Annotated in this window: 17 protein-coding genes; 9 read left to right on the top strand and 8 right to left on the bottom strand. The window is 43.9% G+C overall.

Annotated features, from left to right (window positions below; genetic code table 11):
* Nucleotides 1-88 precede the first annotated feature (88 nt).
* From OCU28_RS04245 to OCU28_RS04235, 3 genes are all read left to right on the top strand, one after another.
* Nucleotides 89-1,210: an HlyD family secretion protein gene (locus OCU28_RS04245; RefSeq protein WP_261817097.1), complete on the top strand. Its 1,122-nt coding sequence runs from the start codon at nucleotides 89-91 to the stop codon at nucleotides 1,208-1,210.
* Nucleotides 1,200-2,255 carry a DUF2955 domain-containing protein gene (locus tag OCU28_RS04240; protein WP_261817096.1) on the top strand — a complete coding sequence of 352 codons (1,056 nt, stop codon included), beginning with the start codon at nucleotides 1,200-1,202 and terminating at the stop codon, nucleotides 2,253-2,255. Before OCU28_RS04245 ends, OCU28_RS04240 begins: the two co-directional genes overlap by 11 nt.
* 129 nt (nucleotides 2,256-2,384) lie before the next feature.
* A complete protein-coding gene (locus OCU28_RS04235; RefSeq protein ID WP_261817095.1) occupies nucleotides 2,385-3,338 on the top strand; it encodes a transposase in 954 nt (317 codons plus the stop codon).
* A 136-nt stretch (nucleotides 3,339-3,474) separates the two neighbouring features.
* Here OCU28_RS04235 and OCU28_RS04230 read toward each other — a convergent pair whose 3' ends face one another.
* Nucleotides 3,475-4,905, bottom strand: a complete 1,431-nt coding sequence (locus OCU28_RS04230) for a M48 family metalloprotease (protein ID WP_261817094.1) — start codon at nucleotides 4,903-4,905, stop codon at nucleotides 3,475-3,477.
* 203 nt (nucleotides 4,906-5,108) lie between these two features.
* On the opposite strand from OCU28_RS04230, the gene OCU28_RS04225 reads away from it, so the two are divergent.
* Both OCU28_RS04225 and OCU28_RS04220 read left to right on the top strand, forming a co-directional pair.
* A complete protein-coding gene (locus OCU28_RS04225) occupies nucleotides 5,109-5,999 on the top strand; it encodes a 1,4-dihydroxy-2-naphthoyl-CoA synthase (protein WP_261817093.1) in 891 nt (296 codons plus the stop codon).
* A 214-nt stretch (nucleotides 6,000-6,213) separates the two neighbouring features.
* A complete protein-coding gene (locus OCU28_RS04220; protein ID WP_261817092.1) occupies nucleotides 6,214-7,398 on the top strand; it encodes a multidrug effflux MFS transporter in 1,185 nt (394 codons plus the stop codon).
* A gap of 101 nt (nucleotides 7,399-7,499) precedes the next feature.
* Here OCU28_RS04220 and OCU28_RS04215 read toward each other — a convergent pair whose 3' ends face one another.
* Nucleotides 7,500-8,384: a LysR substrate-binding domain-containing protein gene (locus tag OCU28_RS04215; protein ID WP_261817091.1), complete on the bottom strand. Its 885-nt coding sequence runs from the start codon at nucleotides 8,382-8,384 to the stop codon at nucleotides 7,500-7,502.
* 186 nt (nucleotides 8,385-8,570) lie between these two features.
* Between OCU28_RS04215 and metE the strand changes: the two genes are divergently transcribed.
* The 4 genes from metE (at nucleotide 8,571) to OCU28_RS04195 (ending at nucleotide 13,606) form a co-directional block, all read left to right on the top strand.
* Nucleotides 8,571-10,835, top strand: coding sequence for a 5-methyltetrahydropteroyltriglutamate--homocysteine S-methyltransferase (gene metE, locus OCU28_RS04210; RefSeq protein ID WP_261817090.1), 2,265 nt, complete (start codon nucleotides 8,571-8,573; stop codon nucleotides 10,833-10,835).
* Between the two features lie 270 nt (nucleotides 10,836-11,105).
* Nucleotides 11,106-11,624, top strand: a complete 519-nt coding sequence (locus tag OCU28_RS04205; RefSeq protein WP_261817089.1) for a TadE/TadG family type IV pilus assembly protein — start codon at nucleotides 11,106-11,108, stop codon at nucleotides 11,622-11,624.
* A 10-nt stretch (nucleotides 11,625-11,634) separates the two neighbouring features.
* Nucleotides 11,635-12,225 (top strand): TadE/TadG family type IV pilus assembly protein, encoded by a 591-nt coding sequence (locus OCU28_RS04200; RefSeq protein ID WP_261817088.1) that lies wholly within the window; start codon nucleotides 11,635-11,637, stop codon nucleotides 12,223-12,225.
* A 10-nt stretch (nucleotides 12,226-12,235) separates the two neighbouring features.
* Nucleotides 12,236-13,606 carry a vWA domain-containing protein gene (locus OCU28_RS04195; RefSeq protein ID WP_261817087.1) on the top strand — a complete coding sequence of 457 codons (1,371 nt, stop codon included), beginning with the start codon at nucleotides 12,236-12,238 and terminating at the stop codon, nucleotides 13,604-13,606.
* Nucleotides 13,607-13,634: 28 nt separating this feature from the next.
* Here OCU28_RS04195 and OCU28_RS04190 read toward each other — a convergent pair whose 3' ends face one another.
* From OCU28_RS04190 to OCU28_RS04165, 6 genes are all read right to left on the bottom strand, one after another.
* Nucleotides 13,635-13,772: a hypothetical protein gene (locus OCU28_RS04190; protein ID WP_261817086.1), complete on the bottom strand. Its 138-nt coding sequence runs from the start codon at nucleotides 13,770-13,772 to the stop codon at nucleotides 13,635-13,637.
* 127 nt (nucleotides 13,773-13,899) lie between these two features.
* On the bottom strand, nucleotides 13,900-15,117 hold the full coding sequence (locus OCU28_RS04185; protein ID WP_261817085.1) for a DEAD/DEAH box helicase: 1,218 nt from the start codon (nucleotides 15,115-15,117) through the stop codon (nucleotides 13,900-13,902).
* A 203-nt stretch (nucleotides 15,118-15,320) separates the two neighbouring features.
* A complete protein-coding gene (locus OCU28_RS04180; protein WP_261817084.1) occupies nucleotides 15,321-15,947 on the bottom strand; it encodes an FABP family protein in 627 nt (208 codons plus the stop codon).
* Nucleotides 15,948-16,292: 345 nt separating this feature from the next.
* Nucleotides 16,293-17,048, bottom strand: coding sequence for an efflux RND transporter periplasmic adaptor subunit (locus OCU28_RS04175; protein ID WP_261817083.1), 756 nt, complete (start codon nucleotides 17,046-17,048; stop codon nucleotides 16,293-16,295).
* Between the two features lie 4 nt (nucleotides 17,049-17,052).
* A complete protein-coding gene (locus tag OCU28_RS04170) occupies nucleotides 17,053-19,050 on the bottom strand; it encodes a preprotein translocase subunit SecA (RefSeq protein ID WP_261817082.1) in 1,998 nt (665 codons plus the stop codon).
* Nucleotides 19,043-21,184 carry an efflux RND transporter periplasmic adaptor subunit gene (locus OCU28_RS04165; RefSeq protein WP_261817081.1) on the bottom strand — a complete coding sequence of 714 codons (2,142 nt, stop codon included), beginning with the start codon at nucleotides 21,182-21,184 and terminating at the stop codon, nucleotides 19,043-19,045. Before OCU28_RS04165 ends, OCU28_RS04170 begins: the two co-directional genes overlap by 8 nt.
* Nucleotides 21,185-21,186: the final 2 nt, after the last annotated feature.

Raw genomic sequence — 21,186 nt, 5'->3', positions numbered from 1 at the left:
GGTGGGTTTTAAAGTATTGAATTTATTAGCATAACGTTTAATACTAGAGTGAACTTGATTTCATATACTTTAAACGGAATTAAATAATATGAGCGAAGATAAGCACCCGCAACACCACGATGAGCAAGATGCGCAACCGGAAGCCCCACTGAAAGACCCCGTGAAGGTAATGACTCGCAATGTTTTTATTGCGGTTGCGATTATTTTTGTTTGGTACTTATTCGCCGATAGACATACACCATGGACCGATCAAGCAAGAGTTAAGGCCTATGTTATTCCTATTGTATCTCAAGTGTCCGGTAAATTAGTCGACGTCAATGTTACCCAAGATCAAGGCATAAAGCGCGGTGATACGCTGTTTACTATCGACCCTTCCGACTACCTTTTGGCTATCGAAACAGCTGAAACAGAACTGGAACTTGCAGGGCAAGAAATTGGGGCTGGAACTGCCAATGTTGCCACAGCTCAAGCCCAATTGGTAGAAGCACAAACAAACCTAGAACATATTAATGCCCAGAGTGCGCGTGTTTTTGAGCTTGAACAGAAAAAACTATTCTCTAAATCTGAGGGCGATAAAGCTAGAGCAGCAATCAAACAAGCGAGAGCGCAAGTGCGCAGTGCGCAAGCAAACCTAGAAAAAGCAAAACAGCAGCTAGGTGCTGAAGGTGAAGCCAACCCACGGGTACGCTCTGCTATGGCGAAACTACGCAAAGCACAATTAGACCTAAACCGCACTCAAGTACTAGCACCCACTAATGGAGGGGTTACAAACTTACAGGTAGATGTTGGCTATTATGCCCATTCTGGCGCACCTGTAATGACGTTTGTTGATGCCGATGATATCTGGATTGAGGTATACCTAAAAGAAAATAACCTTGCCAATCTAAAGGTTGGAGATGATGCAGATATCGCTCTTGATGTCATGCCCGGTAAAATCTTCAAGGGCAAGGTTCGCAGTATCGGTTTTGCGGTAAAGAGCGGCTCAAGCAATCAAGTCGGCGGCTTAGTATCAGTGAAAACGTCTTCTGGTTGGTTACGTGATCCGCAACGTTTTCCTGTAATTGTAGCATTTGAAGAAGATATTCCATCAGGCCTTCGTCGCGTAGGTGGACAAGCTGATGTGCAGTTTTATACCGGAAATAACATTATTCTAAACTCTATTTCAAAGGTTTATATTCGACTGCAAAGCTGGATCTCTTATGTTTACTAGAGCACCTAATTGGTGGGAGAGACTCACCCAAGATGCCAATAATATTCGTCAAGTTAGGTTTGCACTAGGTGTGTCGACCTCAGCGACTATAGCCTATACGGTCAACTGGCCGTTGGCATTTTTATTCCCGATATTCACCTGTTTACTGCTCTCTTTGCCACTGCCTCGACTGACCCCAAAACAGCTTATAAATAACCTGTGGATTACGATAAAGGGCTTTCTATACGGCCTTATATTCTCAGTCGCCCTAGTCAAGTTTCCGGTGTTATTTTTATTACTCCTGTTCCCGGCTCTATTTTATGTTTACTACTACATCAACCGTGGTGGATCATTCTGGCAAACCTTAATGAGCATGCTATCATTGCTTATTCTACCGATGTTAACATACACCTCAGAAGGGCTAGCTATTGGGTTTTCGCTAGGTTTCGTTGTGTCAGCATGGATGGCAATCCTCTACACCTTTGTCATGCATACTATTGTGCCCGATCCCGAGAAAGTCGCTCTTCCTGAAAAACCTGCAATACAAAGAACCTATATTCCTATCGCAGCACAGTTAGCCTTGAAAAGTACCTTGGTCGCCTATCCTATCGCAGCATTTTGTATCACCTTTGCGCGCTTAGATCTGCTTTTAACCATGATTTTCGCAGCTATTTTCACACTAAAACCAGAACTAAGTGCCGGCAAAGAAGCGGGTCGAAACTCTCTTATTTCGACGGTAATAGGTGGATGCGCAGCCTTTATTTTCTATTGGGCGATTGTAGCCGTACCTATGTTCTCCTTTTTCATCATTCTATATTTCGCTATTACCTTATATGTCAGTACTTATATATTTTCAGGCCACCCGCTAGCAAAATACTTCGGCTCCGCTATGACATGCATCATCATATTAATCAACGGTAACCTCGGCGCTGATTCTGAATTTCTCAGTGCGCTAATCTCTCGTATAGGCTTCATTTCATTAGCCATTCTTTACATAGTGGCCGCCTTAAAAGTACTCGACCGCTTCTTCTTCCCCCCAAAGGACACACACCTCACTCCCCCCTAACAGGACACACACTTCAAAGTATTATAAAAAGTATGAATTTAGCCCTAATTTAGAATAAATATGCAGTAATTCGGTCAAAAATGAGCTATCAATAATTGGTCAACTCTACCTCAAGAATGGGAATTAGTAATGACTACGGCTCGGAGTCAACTTATATCTGTAGAAGCTACACCTTATTACCACTGTGTATCTCGTTGCGTAAGAAGGGGATATTTATGTGGTTATAATAAAGAAATGAATATTAGTTATGAGCACCGTCGAGACTGGATCGAGCAAAAAATAGAGTCACTAAGTTATGCTTTTTGCATTGATATCTGTGCTTACGCAATCATGAGTAACCACTATCATTTAGTGTTACATATCAATCAAGATAAAGCCCTTGCACTTTCTCCAATCGAAGTTGCTAAAAGGTGGGAGTTAAATCATAAACTACCACCGTTAATTTCACGGTGGGTTAAGGGAGAAATATTACATCATATCGAAGAACGAAAATGCCTCTCAATAATAGACATTTGGAGGAAGAGATTGTGGGATCTAAGTTGGTTTATGAAGGAACTCAATTACGATATTGCTTGTAGAGCCAATAAGGAAGATGAATGTACTGGTCATTTCTGGGAAAGCCGATTTAAAAGCCAAGCATTGCTAGATGAAAAAGCCCTGGCAGCTGCAATGGCTTATGTTGATCTTAATCCAGTACGCTCCGGCATTGCTAATTCACCCGAAGAATCTGAGTTCACATCGATAAAGAATCGTATTAACACATACAACCAAACTAAAAAAACTACTTGGTTATATTCCCTACGAGACGCTTCAACTAGTAACAGCAACACCCTCCCCTTCGATACTCTAGACTACATTGAATTCGTAGATTGGACAGCTCGGCAAATTCGGTCAGGGAAATACTCTATAAGTAATAACTTACCGCCTATACTCCAACGCCTTGGTTTTGCCACTGATAAATGGTTGCAAGCAACGACTCATTTAGAAAAACCTCACTTAACAGCAGTTGGGAGCTCATCGGTTATTTTACATGCAACCAAAGCCCTCGGAAAAACTAAGATGTTTACCTATTGTCTTGATTAGGTGATATTCACGGCACACAAAAATTATTATGGTGATAGCCTACATCGCCTTGCGGCTAAACAAAATCTAAGCTACTGAAGGGTACGCACCTCAAGTACCTACCCCTCTGATAAATATTTTATATCAATATGGAAGGCTACTTATATGGCCTCTCCACCACTATTTTGACCTCTTTTTGAGCCTCAATAGACTGTCCTTTATCGATATCATTCATTACTTCGGTCAATTCAACAGATTCGCTAGATCGATTTAATTTTAATAGTGATTCAAGTGCCTGTCCCTTTTTAAGAGAGACAATTTTAAGCTGATGCTTGGTAATAGAAGCAAGTTGTTCATCCGTTAGTGGCCTGAAACTGGTAACACTTTTATGGACTGTCCCTTTTTTGTCTTCACTTGCAATGGCAATAATTTGATAAGTGTTTGTTCCTAGGTTTACCCAGCCGCGAGTTAGGTAGCTCTTATGCTTGTCCCGAGTTGCTTCGAGGGTGACACTGTAATATGGCTTACCCCAGGATAGTTGCTGTTCTTCAATAGGCAGTTCAGTACCATACTGCTTCTTAACCTCACTCTGGAAACGAAGTGCGTACTCCTTTGCTGTAAATTCGTTCGAGGCACTACCTAAGATAACAGCAGCATCTTGCTTCTCATCAACCGCCCCAACAGCTGTTGGTTGATTTCCTAATTGCCAACCTTCGGGAAAGTCGATAGCAAACTTTAACTCTGGATGGAGAAATGTGTGTCCTTGGAAGAGACCTTTGGATGGGTTTTCGCCCATTAGCATACCGTCTAAATACGGGATAAACTGAGGGTGAATTGGAGCTAATTCAGCGACTGTTAGCGTTTTAGCCTCATCAGAAACCGTCGCTACGCGATCAGGCGTATACGGGTGGCTATCAAAATAACTCTTCTCGGTATTTTGTTTGGTTTGGATCTCTACTGTTCTGTGTAAACGAATCAGTATCGAATTCATGGCCATTGGGTCATAACCTGCTTTTGCAGCCAGTGCGATCCCTTTTCTATCGGCTTCCGTCTCATGGCTTCGACTATATCCTGCCATCAAAAGCTGATTTCCTGCGTGAATCGGCGAATTGATAAAGTTACCCAAATCTTCATTTATCACTCCGCCGATAATATCACCAGGCAATTCTACTAGCCCAGGCAACACCCCAGATCGCATTTGCTTAACCGAGTGCCTTTCAGTCACGTGAATAATTTCATGGCCTATTACACACGCGAGTTCATCCTCGCTATTAACCAAACTTAATAACCCTCGAGAGACAAATATATAGCCACCAGGTAATGCGAATGCATTTGGTACTGGGTCATCAACAACCTTGAAATGAAATTCAAACTCTGGGTTTTCTATATGGCTAACCAGACGGTCACCAATTTGTTGTACATATTGGTCAAGCTCGCCCTGGGTGTACACTCCCATTTGCTGCTCTACAATCTGAGCATTTTGAGCACCTACTTCACGGTCATAATCGGTGCTCACTGCACAAGAAATTAGCGAGAATGAAGCACCAACAATCAGCACCGGTTTATAGATATTAAGAGGGCTTAGCATATTTGTTACGTCCTTGATAAAAATGCGCTATTAAAATCATCTTACCTCACCCTTTAGGTTAAGCACACAATTTCATACCACTCTATTGAATTCAGCCATTTTTAGATAAAATTACAAGAAAAACTATACAAATCATGAGCTCAGGTTGACTCAACCGAACTAAATTCCTAGCCTTACAGCAACAATTTCAATAGGAAATCCAAATGACCTCCATCTTTAATCCTCAACTTTGGAAAGCTGTACCTGGCTTCGAATTCGAAGACATCACCTATCACAGGCACATTGAACAAGGGACAGTCCGCATTGCGTTTGATCGCCCAGATTGCCTTAATGCCTTTCGCCCTAAAACTGTGGATGAACTTTTCACAGCCTTAGACCATGCTCGCCAGTGGTCTGATGTTGGGTGTGTCCTGTTAACTGGGAATGGACCGTCTAAAAAGGGACAATGGTCATTTTCGTCAGGTGGTGACCAACGTATCCGTGGCAAAGATGGCTACAAATATGAAGGCGAAGGCGAGAACGTTGCCGATGTCGCACGTATGGGGCGCCTGCATATTCTTGAGGTTCAAAGGCTAATCCGCTTTATGCCGAAAGTCGTTATCGCCGTTGTTCCTGGTTGGGCCGTTGGTGGTGGTCACAGCTTACATGTCGTTTGCGACCTTACTCTAGCCTCGAAAGAACACGCCGTATTTAAACAAACGGACCCAGATGTTGCCTCGTTCGACTCAGGTTATGGCTCTGCATATCTAGCTAAAATGATTGGTCAAAAACGCGCTCGTGAAATCTTCTTCTGTGGCTTTGATTACTCTGCACAAGAAGCATTTGATATGGGTATGGTCAACAAGGTTGTAGACCACGTCGAACTTGAAAACGAGGCCCTGCGTTGGGGTAAAGAGATAAACAGCAAATCCCCAACTGCAATGCGTATGCTCAAGTATGGCTTTAACCTGCCTGATGATGGATTGGTTGGGCAACAGCTATTTGCAGGTGAAGCTACGCGTCTAGCCTACGGCACCGATGAAGCCCAAGAGGGACGCGATGCATTTCTAGAGAAACGTCCAAAAGAGTTTGGTAAGTTTCCTTGGCATTACTAGATACTCTCCAATATTGCTATTAGTTAACCCCTAACAGCAATATGTGGGCTGAAAAAGCGGCAACGAATATAGATAACTCTTTGAGACGTTGCCGCTCTCCACTCATGCGTTACACAATAAAAAATGCAGATTATCTTCATATACGCAAACCACATCGCTAAGCATTAGCTTTTCATGCATAATATCCCTCTGACCAGTTTTTTAAGCACTTTAATTGAAAACAAATACCTTTCGTAAACGCCCTATTTTATTGGCTTGTTTGATCATAAGTATAGGTCAACTCAGTATGGGATTAGTGTTCCCATCCTTGCCATGGATTGCCAAAGATTTTTCGATCTCTCTTGACCAAGCACAGCTACTCGTCAGTGTTTATTTGCTCGGTTTTGGACCGTCACAATTCCTCTATGGCCCAATTTCTGATGCCCTTGGCCGAAAAAAAGTGCTGCTTAGCGGCTTATTGATCGCCATCTTAGGATTAATCGCTATTTTAATAGCTCGTGATTCATTCCCTGCGATGGTATTTGGTCGCTTCTTACAAGGACTCGGCACCGGGTGCTGCGCTGTACTTGCGCGTGCATCAACAAGAGATAGCTATAGTGGCTCAGAGCTTCCTACAGCCCTTTCTTATATCGCGATGGCGGCCTCAATCACACCGCTTCTCGCCCCAGTAATTGGTGGCTTTATTAACCATTATTTTGGTTGGGGAATGGTGTTTATTTCTCTACTTTGCTACGTATCAGTAGCCTGGATTGGGCTTGCACTCAAATTTGAAGAGACTATGCATAATAAAAAGCCCTTGCTCTCTCCAAAAGCAATGGCTAAGCAATACAAAGAACTCATTACCACAAGATACTTCATCAGCTTTTCTAGCATCTCATGGCTGAACTTTAGCCTAATTATCACGACTATTTCTCTGATGCCATTTGTGATGCAGAATCAGATAGGCATGTCCTCTGACCAATATGCGCTGTGGGCACTAATTCCGGCTATTGGCATGTTTATAGGCACATCGCTGAGCAATAAACTCCGCAAAAAAATTGGTATCGAGCGTACCCTCAAAATTGCCCCAATATTACACATATGCTCAGCTCTATGGCTAATATGTTGCCCGGTTCAACCGTTATGGTTAATGCTTGGACAACTGCTTCTAGTGCTAGGGAACGGTTTAGCTATGCCATGTGCTCAAGCTCAGGTGATGCAACCGTATCAATCCCGTGCAGGCGCAGCGGCAGCGCTACAAGGAGGAGGTCAAATGGTCGTATCTTCATTAGTGAGCATGGCTTTAATGCAGTTGGGGCTAAGCCATATCTGGCAACTCGGAATAGTAATTGGGGTATTTGCTATAATTACACGCCTTAATATAATCCGCGGCTTTAACAGCCCTGTACCGCAACACTAGCTTCCCTCTTTAATTTGAGGTCCTTATAGCGTAGCGTTAAGATCCGAAGTTACGTATCGTATGCAGAGCACAATGCGCAGCTATCAACCGCGCGTATATCATCAGCTTTTGTGTTGCTGTTTTACACGTTCGATAAAATCAGTGATATGAGATTGCTCTTTATCTGCCACCCTTACCGCAGCATAAGAATGACGCTGAATCCCTTTTTTACCTACCCTACAGGTGGCAATCAAGGACTGATTCTCAAAGGTGCGCACCGCCCAATCAGGCAATGCTGCCACACCAAATCCACCAGAAACCATTTGCAATAACGTCGCCGTATTATCCACTCGCTTCCATTTCTTTGGTTCACAGTACGCAGGCCGCAGAAACAAGTTATAAACATCCATACGCTGTTTTTCTACGGGATAAGTTAATAGCGTTTGCAGCTCTAGATCACTCGGTTCGATATAATCACGGCCAGCAAACTCATGCTCTTTGGCAAAGACCATCTGCAGCTCGTAATTAAACAGTGGCCAAAAGTGTAGATCACTACGCAATTCAACATCAGAGGTAATCATAAGATCGATTTCACCTGCCAACAATCGCTCAAGAGGCTGCTGATGAAAGCCAGATTCAAGGTCAACATTCAAGCTTGGGTAGTCACCTTGAAACGCTTTCACTGTTGGCAGTAACCATTGAAAGCATGAATGACAATCAATAGCCAAAGTAAAGCTATCTACCGTTGATGGTTGTCGCAGAGAAAGTTCAACTTCATGAATTCTAGGCAGCACTTCATGCGCTAACTCAACCAACTGCTGACCCTCTCGGGTAAAGCGCAGTGGCTTAGTTTTGCGATAAAATAATGGCGCACCAATACGTACCTCTAGCTCCTTCACCTGATGAGAAACCGCTGATTGGGTAATATGCAAACTTTCCGCGCAAGCACTCAAAGTGCCAAACTGCTTGAGTGCACGCATCGTACGTAGGTGCTTTAGCTCAATCATACCTGTCCTTAAATATTCAATCTAAATACATTTAGTCACATAAACGTCTAGACGTCCATAATAATCTTTGTGTCCACTCTATTTCACATGAAAATAGCTCATATTCGTTATGAATAGGTTGCAATTGTTAAGTGGCCACGGTTCAACGCAAGATAGTTACACACCCGCAATTAAGAGTATGGATACATGACACAAGCACATATTTTAGGCTACCCAAGAATTGGCACGCAGCGTGAACTTAAATTCGCTTTAGAAGCATACTGGAACGGCAAGGGCACACTAGACTCGTTACTAGAAATGGGCAAAAGCCTACGACATCAGAACTGGCAAACACAAATTGACGCAGGGCTCGACTACATCACCGTCGGCGACTTTGCATGGTATGACCATGTACTCGGAACCAGTCTACTACTCGGTCATCTTCCACAACGTCATCGCAAACATGGCGTTAGCCATGACACTCTGTTCAAGATTGCACGCGGCAATACCGAGTGTGAATGTGGGCATGCACAAGACATGACTAAGTGGTTCAACACCAACTACCATTATCTTGTGCCTGAGTTTTCTAAATCTGACACCTTTGAAATAAGCTGGCAGCAGCTATTTGATGAGGTTACAGAGGCGAAGCAGTTAAACCGTAAAATTAAGGTCAATCTTCTTGGGCCTGTTAGCTACCTTTACCTTGGAAAATCGATTGATGAAGGCTTTGAACAATTATCACTTCTGCCGCAGCTTCTCGAAACCTACCAGCAGATACTCCAACGCTTAGCAGACCTTGATGTAGAGTGGGTGCAGATTGATGAACCTATCCTTGCCCTGCAGCTACCTAGCAACTGGCTTGAGGCATTCGAAACCGCTTATAACGCCCTACAAGGGCATGCCAAGCTACTACTTACCACCTATTTCGACTCTATTGAACAGTCATTCTCTACCATACAAAAATTACCTATTGACGGTATTCACCTCGATCTCACGACTGGCCCCTCACAGCTAGAAACTATTGCATCAAGTATCCCGTCACAATGGGTATTATCACTGGGTGTGATAAACGGACGTAATGTGTGGCGCTCTGATCTCAGTCATTGGTTTCACACCCTTGCCCCGATTGCTAAAGCACGTAAGCAAAACCTATGGATAGGCTCTTCTTGTTCGCTGCTACATACCCCTGTTGATCTCGAATCGGAGAAAAAGATAGCCAACCCTCAGTGGTTCGCCTTTGCAAAACAAAAGGTTGAAGAAGTTGCTACCCTGAGCTTGGCATTGAATGGCGATAAATCAGCCATAGATTGGTGTGCGCAACACAGCAAACCTATCCACGAGCGTAAACACAATTATGGGGTTATTGATAACAAGGTTCAGCACCGTCTACAACTTCTAACCGCTGCCAGTAGTGAGCGCGCACTGCCCTTTTCACAGCGCATTCGAGCTCAACAACAAAAGCTTAACCTTCCGTTATTGCCAACCACAACCATAGGTTCATTTCCACAAACGGGAGATATCCGCAACGTACGGGCGCAATTTAAACGTGGTGAGGTGGATCAACTTCAATATCAAGCCCACCTAAAACACCAGATCAAAGCCTGTGTGCAAAAACAGGAACAACTTGGACTCGATGTACTGGTACATGGCGAAGCAGAGCGCAATGACATGGTAGAATACTTCACCGAGCATCTAAATGGCTTTCAAACTACTGAGTTTGGATGGGTTCAAAGCTATGGTTCACGCTGCGTTAAACCTGCAATCGTCGTATCAGACATTAGCCGCCCACACCCGATAACTGTCGAATGGTCTAGCTATGCACAATCTCTAACTAACAAACCGATGAAGGGCATGCTCACAGGACCGGTAACTATTCTTGGTTGGACCTTCCCGAGAGAAGACATCACTCGTGAACAAATCGCGAAACAGATAGCGTTAGCACTACAAGATGAGGTGTCCGATCTCCAAAATGCGGGCATCAATATCATCCAAATAGACGAACCTGCGATACGCGAAGGTTTGCCATTAAAGCGTACCGACTATAAAGCATACTTGGATTGGGCTGTTGAGGCATTTAAGATCTCAGCTGCCTCCGCGCGACCAGAAACTCAAATTCACACCCATATGTGTTATAGCGAATTCAATGAGATTATTGATGCGGTAGCTCAACTCGATGCAGATGTAATTACCATCGAAACGGCTCGCTCACAAATGGCACTTCTACAAGCCTTTGAGTCATTTGATTACCCTAATGATATTGGGCCTGGCGTGTATGATATTCACTCCCCTGCAATTCCAAGTATCCACCAAATCGAACAATTGATAACAGCGGCAACTCAGCTTATTCCGCTAGAAAGATTGTGGATCAACCCTGATTGCGGACTTAAGACTAGAGCGTGGGAAGAAACCCAAATTGCACTACATAATATGGTTACCGCAACTAAAAACCTAAGAGTGAGCCTCACCAAGTAATCATGCTATCAACCATAAAGCGACGCTAGATTTTCTCGCTTTGTGGTTGACACACAATACAAATGACACTCATTCGTAAAAGATCACATTTAGGTAACACTCACATTTTACAGGCGCATAAATAACCGCATGATTTTTAAAAACATTCACAAACGCACTATAATTGTGCGTTTTTTAACCTTTGACAGGCATAGTATCCACTTATATACCTAATATATCCTCTTTAAATGAGGTGTAAATTGGCTATGTAAAAAATAAAGGCTGGGTGCAATGGATGCTTTAGCTAATAAAAAAACGGCAAGAATACAACCGCGACCTCCGCGACGATTTGGCTTTAGGTCGATTCGTGGTGCCTCATTGATAGAGTTCTCTATTGTCGCAACCTTATTGTTTAGTCTTCTATTCACTATCATAGATTTTGCTCTATATGGCTATGTAAAGCTGACCATGCAGCACGCAGTTCGTGAAGGTGCTAGATACGCAGTTACTGGACGGGCTGACCTTGACCCAGATGAAGACAACGACGGTCAAGAAAGAGCGCTCGCTATCTTAGAGAAAATATCTCAAGAATCTGACGGACTATTAACTAAGGTAGTTAAGCTTAATGGCGTTCGCGCTGAAGATTCCAATGGTAATGACGTGACTGCAACCTTTGGCGGAGCAGGCGAAACCGTTGCCATCCATATTGATTGCGAATGGCCAACTTTTAGTCCCATTATCTATCCAATTCTTAGTGACGGTAAGTATCAATTCACCGTCAGTACCGCAATGAAAAACGAAGCATTTTAGTGGTGATGCCATGATAAACAACACACCTCAACAATCCACATTCAAGCAACCTATACTCAAGCAATCCGGCCTCGCTTCAGTAGAAATGGTAATAATTACCCCTATCCTATTGATCATCATGATGGGGGTGTTTGAGATAACTCAGATAATACAAGCCAACAACATCATTATTAGCGTAAGCCGAGAAGGGGCAAACCTGATCTCACGTAACAGTACCCAAACCCCAGAGCAGGTAATGGATATTGTAGCTTCAACCTCAAACCCTCTGAACCTAGCTAACGACGGTACGATATACATCAGCCTAGTAGTAGGCAGAGGAGATGACTCAAGTGGAAACCCACAGCTCCCCTATATAAACAATCAATATCGCTGGCAAGATGGTAACTACTCCACCAGCAATACCACTTGGGATTCGTGTTCTACTTGGGTTGATGGTGAGTGCCAGCTTCCGACTAGCAACAAACCCGAGTTAGCAAACTTCCCACTGGCATTGGATGAAGGAGAATCCGTTTATGTGGTGGAGGTTATCTATAAATATTCGCCTATCTCGACCTATATCTTTGATAGCGACTTTTCGATACGAGAGCTAACATACTTGTAAGGAACCTGATATGGATATGCGCAACAACACCCCCTGGAAAGCAAAAGGACTTGCAACCATACTTACGGTTATCGCACTTCCGTTTATCTTAATTATTGCAGGTCTTGCTATCGACTCAGGTCGAGCTTATAGCATGCAAGCCAAGCTGTTTGCTGCGGTCGATGCCGCTGGTATCGCTGCTGCTAGAGCAGTCTCTGGTGGAGAGCTCGCCGCTAGCGCCGCAGCAAGTAAATACTTTAATGTCAACATATCACCAGGGCTAAAGAGCAGTAACCCACAGATCACTAACATTAGTTATAGCTACGATACCGATGGCAATATCTCGATTGACCTAACCGCGAGCGCTGATATGCCAACCTCGTTTATACGCTTGTTGGGGTATGACACCTGGGGAGTAGGTGCAAAAGCACAAACCGTAAGGCGCCCTGTCGATATCGTGTTGGTGGTAGACAATAGTAGTTCATTGTTGGGGTACGGCACATCAGGCGGCGCCAATGTTTCTAGTCAGGTTATCGCTCAATCAAAGGCATTCTTGAAAAATTTCAATCCTTCTTTTGATCGCGTTTCGGTAGTTAAGTACGCCAATGGCGCAGAGGTGCCAGTTCCTTTTTTATCATCACGAGGACATACAGCATCTGCAGTAGAAAGCGCGATTAATGCGTTTTCGTTTATCTCCAGTAGCGGGGGGAGCAATGTCTATCACTACACCAATACTTCTGAGGGGCTCTATCGTGCCCTATCACAATTTAGCCCCACAGACCCTAATGCCGCAAGCTTAAAGGTTATCGTATTTTTCACCGATGGCACACCGACTGCATTCTCAGCTGATTTCAATTTCGACGGCACCTCTACCAATGGTGCAATATACGCCACCGGCAGTAACGGTAACGGGCTATGGAGCACCGACAAAATATCACAAAAGCTTTCTGGCTATGACGAAGGCAGTAATATCAGAAACAAAATTTCTATATTAAATGGTGACCAAACCGAGGGAGGCTTTGGTCTATTCGACGGTCGTAGAACCGTGCTCCCGTTTAGCCAAGGCTCTTCAGGCTCTGCGCTGTGGGATAATATACAACAGATATCGCGCAACCTCCCTGAGCAAATGGCGCAACAGGCTCGTTCAAATGATATCTATGTATTTACCTTAGGGCTCGGCTCGGCTCTGACTGAACAATCAGGAAAAACAGGCTGGCAAGAGAGGGGGGAATACCTTTTATATCGAATGGCTAACGATCCCGCGATGCAAGACAATAGTGATCTGGCGAGTGATTTTGATGCCACACAAAAACAAGGCGTATATTGCTATGCTGTTGATGAAGATGCACTTGGCCCTTGTTTTGACAAGATGTTAGACGTTATCGTCCGCCTTACCCTTTAAAATGAAACGGCCTCAATCGAGGCCGTTTTTAGTTTTGGGTAATTGACATCACCATTGATAAACTCATAGCAGTAAAAATCGCGATAAACAGAAAGAATTTAGCTAGGCTTCCTTTGCCATGCTTGTCTTTGCGGCCTTGAGGGCGGTTATGATGTTGGTTGTTCATTTATCTACTCCTTGTAATGAACTGCACCTTTATAGAATAGCGACCTCTAGCAACACAAACCGTGATATATCCTTTTTTTCTTTCGTTAAAGCAGTGATTTGCGTAACATTTCCATTACAAACAATTATCACTTCTTACCCTTGAATTGACTGGCACGCGTTTTTTGATTGGTCCGTCGATTTGCTTGTTTATCACGTTTTGGTCGCTTATTTTCTCCGGTAGACGGTTTATCTGTTACCGGGAATTCTTGCAATTGATTGAGCTCAAGCGCTCGCTTAGTAAGCTGGCGAATAGCCTCAAGGTGGGCAGTTTCACCATGGCAAACTAAGGACAGTGCTAAACCTGCTTTGCCCGCTCTTGCCGTGCGCCCTACCCGATGGACATAAACCGATGGGTCACTTGGAAGCTCATAATTAATGACCACCGGCAGCGCATCCACATGAATACCACGCGCCAGTACATCCGTTGCTATAAGTACCTTCACCTTACCTTGCTTAAATGCAAGCAAAACCTGTTCACGTTGAGCTTGGTCTTTATTACCATGTAAAGCTTCACACTCAATGCCAGCTTTGTTAAGTTTTTTACACAATGCATCTGCGTTATCACGTGCACCGATAAAAACCAGAACTTGTGGCCATTTTTGTTCTGAGATCTGCTTGATCAGCACATTGGTTTTACTGCCCTTATTAACTAGATACAGCTTCTCTTCAATGTGCTCAACAACGCTATTTATTTTATTAGCGGTTACTTTTAGTGGATTATTAAGAAACTTAGTCACCTTAGCTTGTAGTGTCTCGGGTAACGTGGCTGAAAACATTAAAGTTTGTTGCCTATTAACTAAATCATTAATAATGCACTGTACATCCGGCCAAAAACCCATATCTAACAGGCGATCGACCTCATCTAGCACCAGCATATCTATGCGCTTAGTATCAATAAGCTGTTTGCGGATCATATCCAACAAACGCCCCGGAGTTGCCACAATAATCTCAGGACAGTCCCCTAGTCGTTGCACTTGTTGCTCAACATCTTCTCCACCACAAATCACTGTAATCGAGTGACCTAATTCAGCGGCTATTGGTTGCAATGCATCAACTACTTGTTTAGCTAATTCACGAGTAGGAACAAGTACGAGCGCTTGCTGCAAGCCAGTCGCATGCACTCTCTCTATTATCCCTAAGCCATAGGCTAGTGTTTTGCCACTGCCTGTTTGAGCCAATGCCAATACGTCTCTTTGTGTAACGATAGCGGGAATGGCTAAGGATTGAATTTGTGTTTCACTTGCAAAGCTATTGGGGATCGCGTTTACAAGTTCAGTGCTTAAATTGAGTTCAGAGAAAGCCATCTGGGGTACGAAGTCGCTGGAGTATGTGCGGATGATAGGGCGAAAGTTAATAGAAATCTATCATAGCACTTAGAAAAACGAAAATAGGCAGCAGCGACTGCGTATTGCCTATCTATCAATCTATTAATAATAGCTAAGGGCTTGTATATGTGCTCGTAACCTTAAGCGTGATGATTCACAGCAAACCACTCACATTTTGATAGTTATTTAACTCGCTTGAGGGTTGACGTGTCAGTGTGTGCAAACGCTTTTCCATAGATATTCAATGCGGTATTCTGTGAGTAAATCAAGGTATCTCCTTCAACCTTAAGATTCATTGAAAAGTCGGTTGTGGTCGCGTTGTTTAGCATAAAGTTAGACTCAGCAATTCCGCGTTGTGATACCTTGAAGTTCATATCTGCACCCGCTACGCCTTCTGCAGTAATACAGGTCGCACGTGGCACACAAAATGAGTTATATACAATCTGATTATCACGGTCATAGATCAAATAACCACGCTGGTCATGGAATTTGGTGTCGTCAATTTTACGAAACACTTCTTGCTTATAATAAAGTGCAACTAAGGTTTGCTCACTCGCATTCACGGCGTCAGCGGCAACCTCAAAGGTCATTTTTTCATAAAATGGCGTAATCGCCGGAGCACCCTCTCCTTGAGGTGTACCTGTTTGAGCAGGAGAAATATCTACTCCACCCGATGCATTAGATTCCCAATGTCCGACAAGTTGGGCCAATGGGCCGAAATCCAAACCATCAATAACCGTGTGGTCATGATCTGCTATAGCTGAAAAAGGAAGGGTTGCGGCTAGTGCGATAAGTAACGTTTTTTTCATTTTTAGTTCCATCATTATGATTATTGTGGATACATGATGATGGAATTAAACATAACCCAAGTTGTTCTAAATCAATTACTTACGCTCAAAACAAACAGAAAATGAAACAGAATGTTTCTGATAACGATTTTCATTACCATTTTTTTGATCGGGTGCACATTTTCTTCTTGCAAATTCAAATGATACTCATTATCATTTAATGCGAACGGTAAGAAATCTTGCACTATCGAGCTCTGACTGTTTGCTTCCAGTTAAGTAGGCGCACATGCGCACCGCTTTTGAGCACCCTACATGGGTGCTTTTTTTTATATTTTCCACAACCAATCTCAAATAAGATAGGCAGTGTTAACTATTATTAAATTCTACCCGACAGCGAACCCCTGCCGACAAAATACCCTCATCATTATTTAATACAACCGTCACGGCAAAGGTATTGCTCGCAGCATCAATAATAGGGTCGATAATTTTAACCTTGCCTTGAAACGCTACCTCAGAGCCTAATGTATACAAGGTGATGCTTTCATTTTTGTTTATCGAGCCATACAGCTCAGCTGGCAACACCACTTCTGCATGCATAGGGTTGAGCGTTGCAATCCGAAGAAATGGCAGTTCATCAACAAACTCCCCAGGGTCTTTAATGCGCTCTATCACGACCCCAGTAATCGGACTTCGAGTTTGACGCTGACTTAAGCGTACCCTAGCTTCTTTTAGTTGGAATTCAGCCAAACGTTGCTCAGTCAACATCTCATCTTGCTCATTGTCCGATATCAGGTTTTTTCGATAGAGATCTGCATTTCTTTTTACCTTACGTGATGCAAACTCTAGCCGTGCTTTTACCGTATTTAACGCAGCAACCTCTAAGCTTGAGTTCAGTTTCATCACCACCTGACCTTTTTTTACCTTATCACCCCGATTAACCCTGAGCTCTTTGATGATACCTTGCACCTCACTACTTAGCTCGACATCAAAACTAGGCTCAAGTAAGCAACTCAGCGGGGAAAATGCCAAATCTGAAACCGTTTTTGTTTCATTTGCCGTGGCCACGGGAGCGGCGATAAAAGCCGCTATAGCTAACATCCATGTTTTATATCTGCTTTTCATCTAGTCACACCTGTTTTTGAGAAAATGACAACACTTCCTGTTGCTGTTCATCATGCTTGAGCAACTGCTTACGACGCAGTTGTTGTTGTCGCTCTATTCGCTTTTGACAACGCCGGATTCCCATAAACAATAGTTTATTTTTCAATTGTTTGGGTAGCAAAAGCCGTGATATGAAATTTAAAGTCGTAATCCAAACACCACTAACTAGATCGGCATTTAGAGAAAGGATGAACTCCACACTTCCCTGATCTCCCTGTCTAGCACAGCGCCCCTCAAGCTGCCTGTCCACTCGAGATGAGTCATGCAAGCCGGTAATAATGACATGCAATCCCCCTTGAGATTCAACCTCACCACCCAGCTTAATATCGGTTCCTCGCCCCGCCATACTGGTGGCTATCGTTACACTGCGCGGCAAACCAGCAAGTGCAACAATGTTAGCTTCCGCTTCATCTTGGCGGGCATTTAATACTTGATGAGCTATCCGTTGCTTGACTAATAGCTCCGACAAAACTTCAGAATCAGCCAGCGATTGAGTACCAACTAATATGGGTCTGTCCCCTGAGTTTTGCATCATTACGATGCGAGCAACAACCGCCTGCCATTTCTGGTGATCTGTTTGATAAACTGTTGCCCCGAGCTGCGCTCGTTGGCTCTGCTTGTGAGTGGGGACATCGACTACCGGCAGTTCATACACCCTCCAAAACTCACTTTTTACTTCTTTGGCGGTGCCGGTCATTCCAGAAAGATGATGATAGAAGCGAAAGAAATTTTGAAAGCTGATGCTGGCCAGTGTGATACGTGGATCGCTTAGCTCGCACCCTTCTTTGATTTCAATCAGTTGGTGCAGACCTTGTTCCCAGGTTCGGTCAGGCATACGTCGCCCGGTGTGTTCATCAATAATGACCACTTTTCCCTCATCCACTAGGTAGTGTTGATCTCGCAAGAACAAAAGACGTGCAGTTAAGGCCTGCTTGATAAGCTCTAGACGGCGAATTCGCCCATGCCACAACGGCCCAAGATCCATGGTCAGGGTTTCTATCTGCGATTCACCTGCGGCAGTAAACTCTATTTGTTTCGACGGTTGCGAAATCGTAAACGCTTGCCCTTCAGATAATTGATTACTGATATCAAAAGCCTGAACATACATATTACTTTGTTCAGGCTGAGGAGTGCTTTCTCCTGATATAACCAAAGGGGTGGTCGCTTCATCCATAAACACACCATCGGCTTCATCGACTACCGCAAAATGTAAGCCGCGCAGCATCAACTTATCTAATAACCGATGCTGAGGAGCAAGCAGGGTTCGAAGTGCATGTAATTGCAATGCATTGTCGTATTGTCCAAGTTGGATACTGTCTTTTAAATAATCAAACGCCAGTTCGTTATTGGTACAATACACAATGTCTCGGGCATATTGCTGTTGCCTCTGTGTAAGGTCTAAACCTTGCACCACAATACCAACACTTAATCCAAGCCGTTTATACACCGGCATCATTAGCGTGGCATCACGTTGAGTAAGGTAGTCATTTACTGTAACTACGTGCGTCGGAATGCCCGCCAACGCGGCACCTGCTACCGGTAAAGTTGCGGTGAGGGTTTTGCCTTCACCGGTCTGCATCTGTCCTACATTACCGTGCAATATCGATAACCCGCCCAAGATTTGACTATCGAAATGCCACATCCCCAGCTCTCTTCCTGCAACTTCACGTATCAGGGCAAATACTTCAACTGTCAAAGCAGTTGTCATCCCTTGACGCAATAGCTGCTGTTTAAGTTCAGTGATCTGTTGGTTTAGTTCTATTTCAGATAAGCCTCGATAAGAGCTCTCTTTGCTCTTGATCCGCCACAATAAGGGTTTGTATAGCCATATCGAGCCGCGAATAGGTCGACTACAGTAAGCCGTAATTGCTCGCCACCAGCGATCCATACGTTCCAATTTATCTAGATGACGTTGTGGACGCTCAACCACACAACTTGGTCGTCGTTGAGGTCGACTATACATCAAACTGTCTCAGTAGTACGCGCCTTATGGAGCGTAGCCAACGGTAGGCTATAGGCTCTGGATCATGCTCGAATAACACGTGAACCCTTTCATCAAAGCGTTTTATCGGTGCGCTTGAGCTATCTAACTCAATTCTGAAATAGCTTTGGTAACTAGTAAGATCCATACTTCGATTAGGATCGAGTGCAATTAATCCCCCGCCATCGGTACTAAGAACGGCACTGGGTAGCGTTCGACTTGATGATGGCACCTGACGCACTATCGAACTGGAGAATGACTCATCAGGCTCAGATGCCAATTTAATATTGACTCTATTGGTGTTGTTTCGAACGCGATCTATATCATCTTCAGAGATCATTGCAGTTAGAGGCAATGATGAAAAATCCACTACATAGCCGAGCACTTCCCCACGGTTAAAAAAGCGTCCAACTTCTAAAAACCGTTGTTCAAACACAAACGCGCCACTAACCGGGCTGATTATTTCAAGGTTTTGTTTACGCAGTCGGATATCTTGGTATTCCTGCTCTAAGTAGCGATACTCTTGCAGTAAAATGTCCGATTCGGTGCGATTATTGACACTCGCCTCATAACGCAACCTTGCTTCGTTTAGCTGTGATTTAAGTACCACTGCACGCGCTGATAACTCCGGTGATTGCAAGGTAACAATAGGCTCTCCAGTCTCGACACTGGCACCACTTTCAATGAATACATTCTCAACAAAGCCACCGCTTATTGCTCGAATATATGATTTTTGAGGTACATAAATCACCCCTTGCGCATAGGTGTTAAAAGGGACAGGCACGTAAAATAGCAGCCCTAAGACTACGCACACTAGGAGCAATGAAGCTCCATAGATAGATATACTCTTTGTTCGCATAAGGGGATCTTGCCTTGGTTTTATCATCACTTTTAGGACCGGCATAACCAAGCTGGTCATCACAGACCAGATAGCTAGAATTACACCTATAAAGAAATACTTACTCGCTACAAACAGTGATATTGCTACCATCACAAATAGACGGTAGATATATGAGGCAACGGAGTAGGCCACAAGCCATATCGATTCAGAAACGCTGTGAGCATTGGTTCTCACTTGTGCTATTCGAAATAGATAGCGCTTAACCAAATACCCCACTTGAGCATTACCTCGTGAGGCAAGATTAGGAATTTCTAAGAAGTCAGCAAGCACATAATAGGCATCAAATCTAAGCAATGGATTACCATTAAATAGCAGCGTTGATATCCCGCCAATCAACATCACATTGTAAGCAAGTGCTCGCACCAATCCCGGTTCAACCACTACCCACACTATCATCGCTATCGCCGCCATAAATAACTCAGCGAATACGCCAACAGCGCCCACTATCATGCGCTGATGCTTATTGCTAAACGATGAGGCAGCAGAGGCATCTACATAGGGAACGGGGATGAATATAAGGAGCATAATCCCCATTTCGTGCACTTCTCCTCCCCAGCGCTTGACGGCCCAACCATGCCCTAATTCGTGCGCTAGCTTAATCACTGGGTACACTAATGCCATAAGCAATAGATTTTCCACACCCAATACTTGGTCACTGAGATTATTAGTCAACGCATTCCAATGAATAAGCGCAAGCCCTCCCCCAGTCATTACAACCATCAGCCAGATAAACGCACCAGCGCGAGAGAAAATGAGTCTGGCAATCCACTGGGTAGCATTTAGGAAGTTTTCGGGATCAAGCAAAGGAATACGCACACTCAAAGGTGACTTGAGTTGTTGGAAAAGTTTCTTGCGCTGCTCTGTCTGATGACGGCGATGCAGATGCTTAATGCTTGGCAAAACATTGGTTTGCACAACATTAGCCTTATTAAGCTGCCCGACTAGATTGATCACTTCATCTTGAGTGGGCAACTCTTCCTTTAATTCAGTACAGGCAATTTCCCAGATTTGCTGTAGGGTACGCTCGCCATTCATCAAGCCAATCAAGCGATAAGCTTGTGGTGTAAAGCGTTGAAACTGCCCTGTCACATGGTCTTGCAGTACATACCACACCTTGTCTCTATAGATGTGCCGATGAATATCGGCATGCTTACGTACTCGAACCTTGAGCTGTGCAACCTTGTACCATGACGAGCTAAACAGAGTCTGTGACATTC

Origin of the sequence: Vibrio gallicus, from assembly GCF_024346875.1 — a bacterium.
GTDB lineage: Bacteria > Pseudomonadota > Gammaproteobacteria > Enterobacterales > Vibrionaceae > Vibrio > Vibrio gallicus.
The sequence above is the reverse complement of the archived record's forward strand: the minus strand, read 5'-3'. Positions and strand labels throughout refer to the sequence as shown.

What these genes read in the sequence shown, in the direction of transcription:
- OCU28_RS04170 (WP_261817082.1), bottom strand. Translation starts at nt 19,050, where the DNA reads ATGTATAGTCGACCTCAACGACGACCAAGTTGTGTGGTTGAGCGTCCA.
- OCU28_RS04175 (WP_261817083.1), bottom strand. Translation starts at nt 17,048, where the DNA reads ATGAAAAGCAGATATAAAACATGGATGTTAGCTATAGCGGCTTTTATC.
- OCU28_RS04230 (WP_261817094.1), bottom strand. Translation starts at nt 4,905, where the DNA reads ATGCTAAGCCCTCTTAATATCTATAAACCGGTGCTGATTGTTGGTGCT.
- OCU28_RS04200 (WP_261817088.1), top strand. Translation starts at nt 11,635, where the DNA reads ATGATAAACAACACACCTCAACAATCCACATTCAAGCAACCTATACTC.
- OCU28_RS04245 (WP_261817097.1), top strand. Translation starts at nt 89, where the DNA reads ATGAGCGAAGATAAGCACCCGCAACACCACGATGAGCAAGATGCGCAA.
- OCU28_RS04185 (WP_261817085.1), bottom strand. Translation starts at nt 15,117, where the DNA reads ATGGCTTTCTCTGAACTCAATTTAAGCACTGAACTTGTAAACGCGATC.
- OCU28_RS04195 (WP_261817087.1), top strand. Translation starts at nt 12,236, where the DNA reads ATGGATATGCGCAACAACACCCCCTGGAAAGCAAAAGGACTTGCAACC.
- OCU28_RS04235 (WP_261817095.1), top strand. Translation starts at nt 2,385, where the DNA reads ATGACTACGGCTCGGAGTCAACTTATATCTGTAGAAGCTACACCTTAT.
- OCU28_RS04190 (WP_261817086.1), bottom strand. Translation starts at nt 13,772, where the DNA reads ATGAACAACCAACATCATAACCGCCCTCAAGGCCGCAAAGACAAGCAT.
- OCU28_RS04215 (WP_261817091.1), bottom strand. Translation starts at nt 8,384, where the DNA reads ATGATTGAGCTAAAGCACCTACGTACGATGCGTGCACTCAAGCAGTTT.
- OCU28_RS04165 (WP_261817081.1), bottom strand. Translation starts at nt 21,184, where the DNA reads ATGTCACAGACTCTGTTTAGCTCGTCATGGTACAAGGTTGCACAGCTC.
- OCU28_RS04240 (WP_261817096.1), top strand. Translation starts at nt 1,200, where the DNA reads ATGTTTACTAGAGCACCTAATTGGTGGGAGAGACTCACCCAAGATGCC.
- OCU28_RS04180 (WP_261817084.1), bottom strand. Translation starts at nt 15,947, where the DNA reads ATGAAAAAAACGTTACTTATCGCACTAGCCGCAACCCTTCCTTTTTCA.
- OCU28_RS04205 (WP_261817089.1), top strand. Translation starts at nt 11,106, where the DNA reads ATGGATGCTTTAGCTAATAAAAAAACGGCAAGAATACAACCGCGACCT.
- OCU28_RS04225 (WP_261817093.1), top strand. Translation starts at nt 5,109, where the DNA reads ATGACCTCCATCTTTAATCCTCAACTTTGGAAAGCTGTACCTGGCTTC.
- metE (WP_261817090.1), top strand. Translation starts at nt 8,571, where the DNA reads ATGACACAAGCACATATTTTAGGCTACCCAAGAATTGGCACGCAGCGT.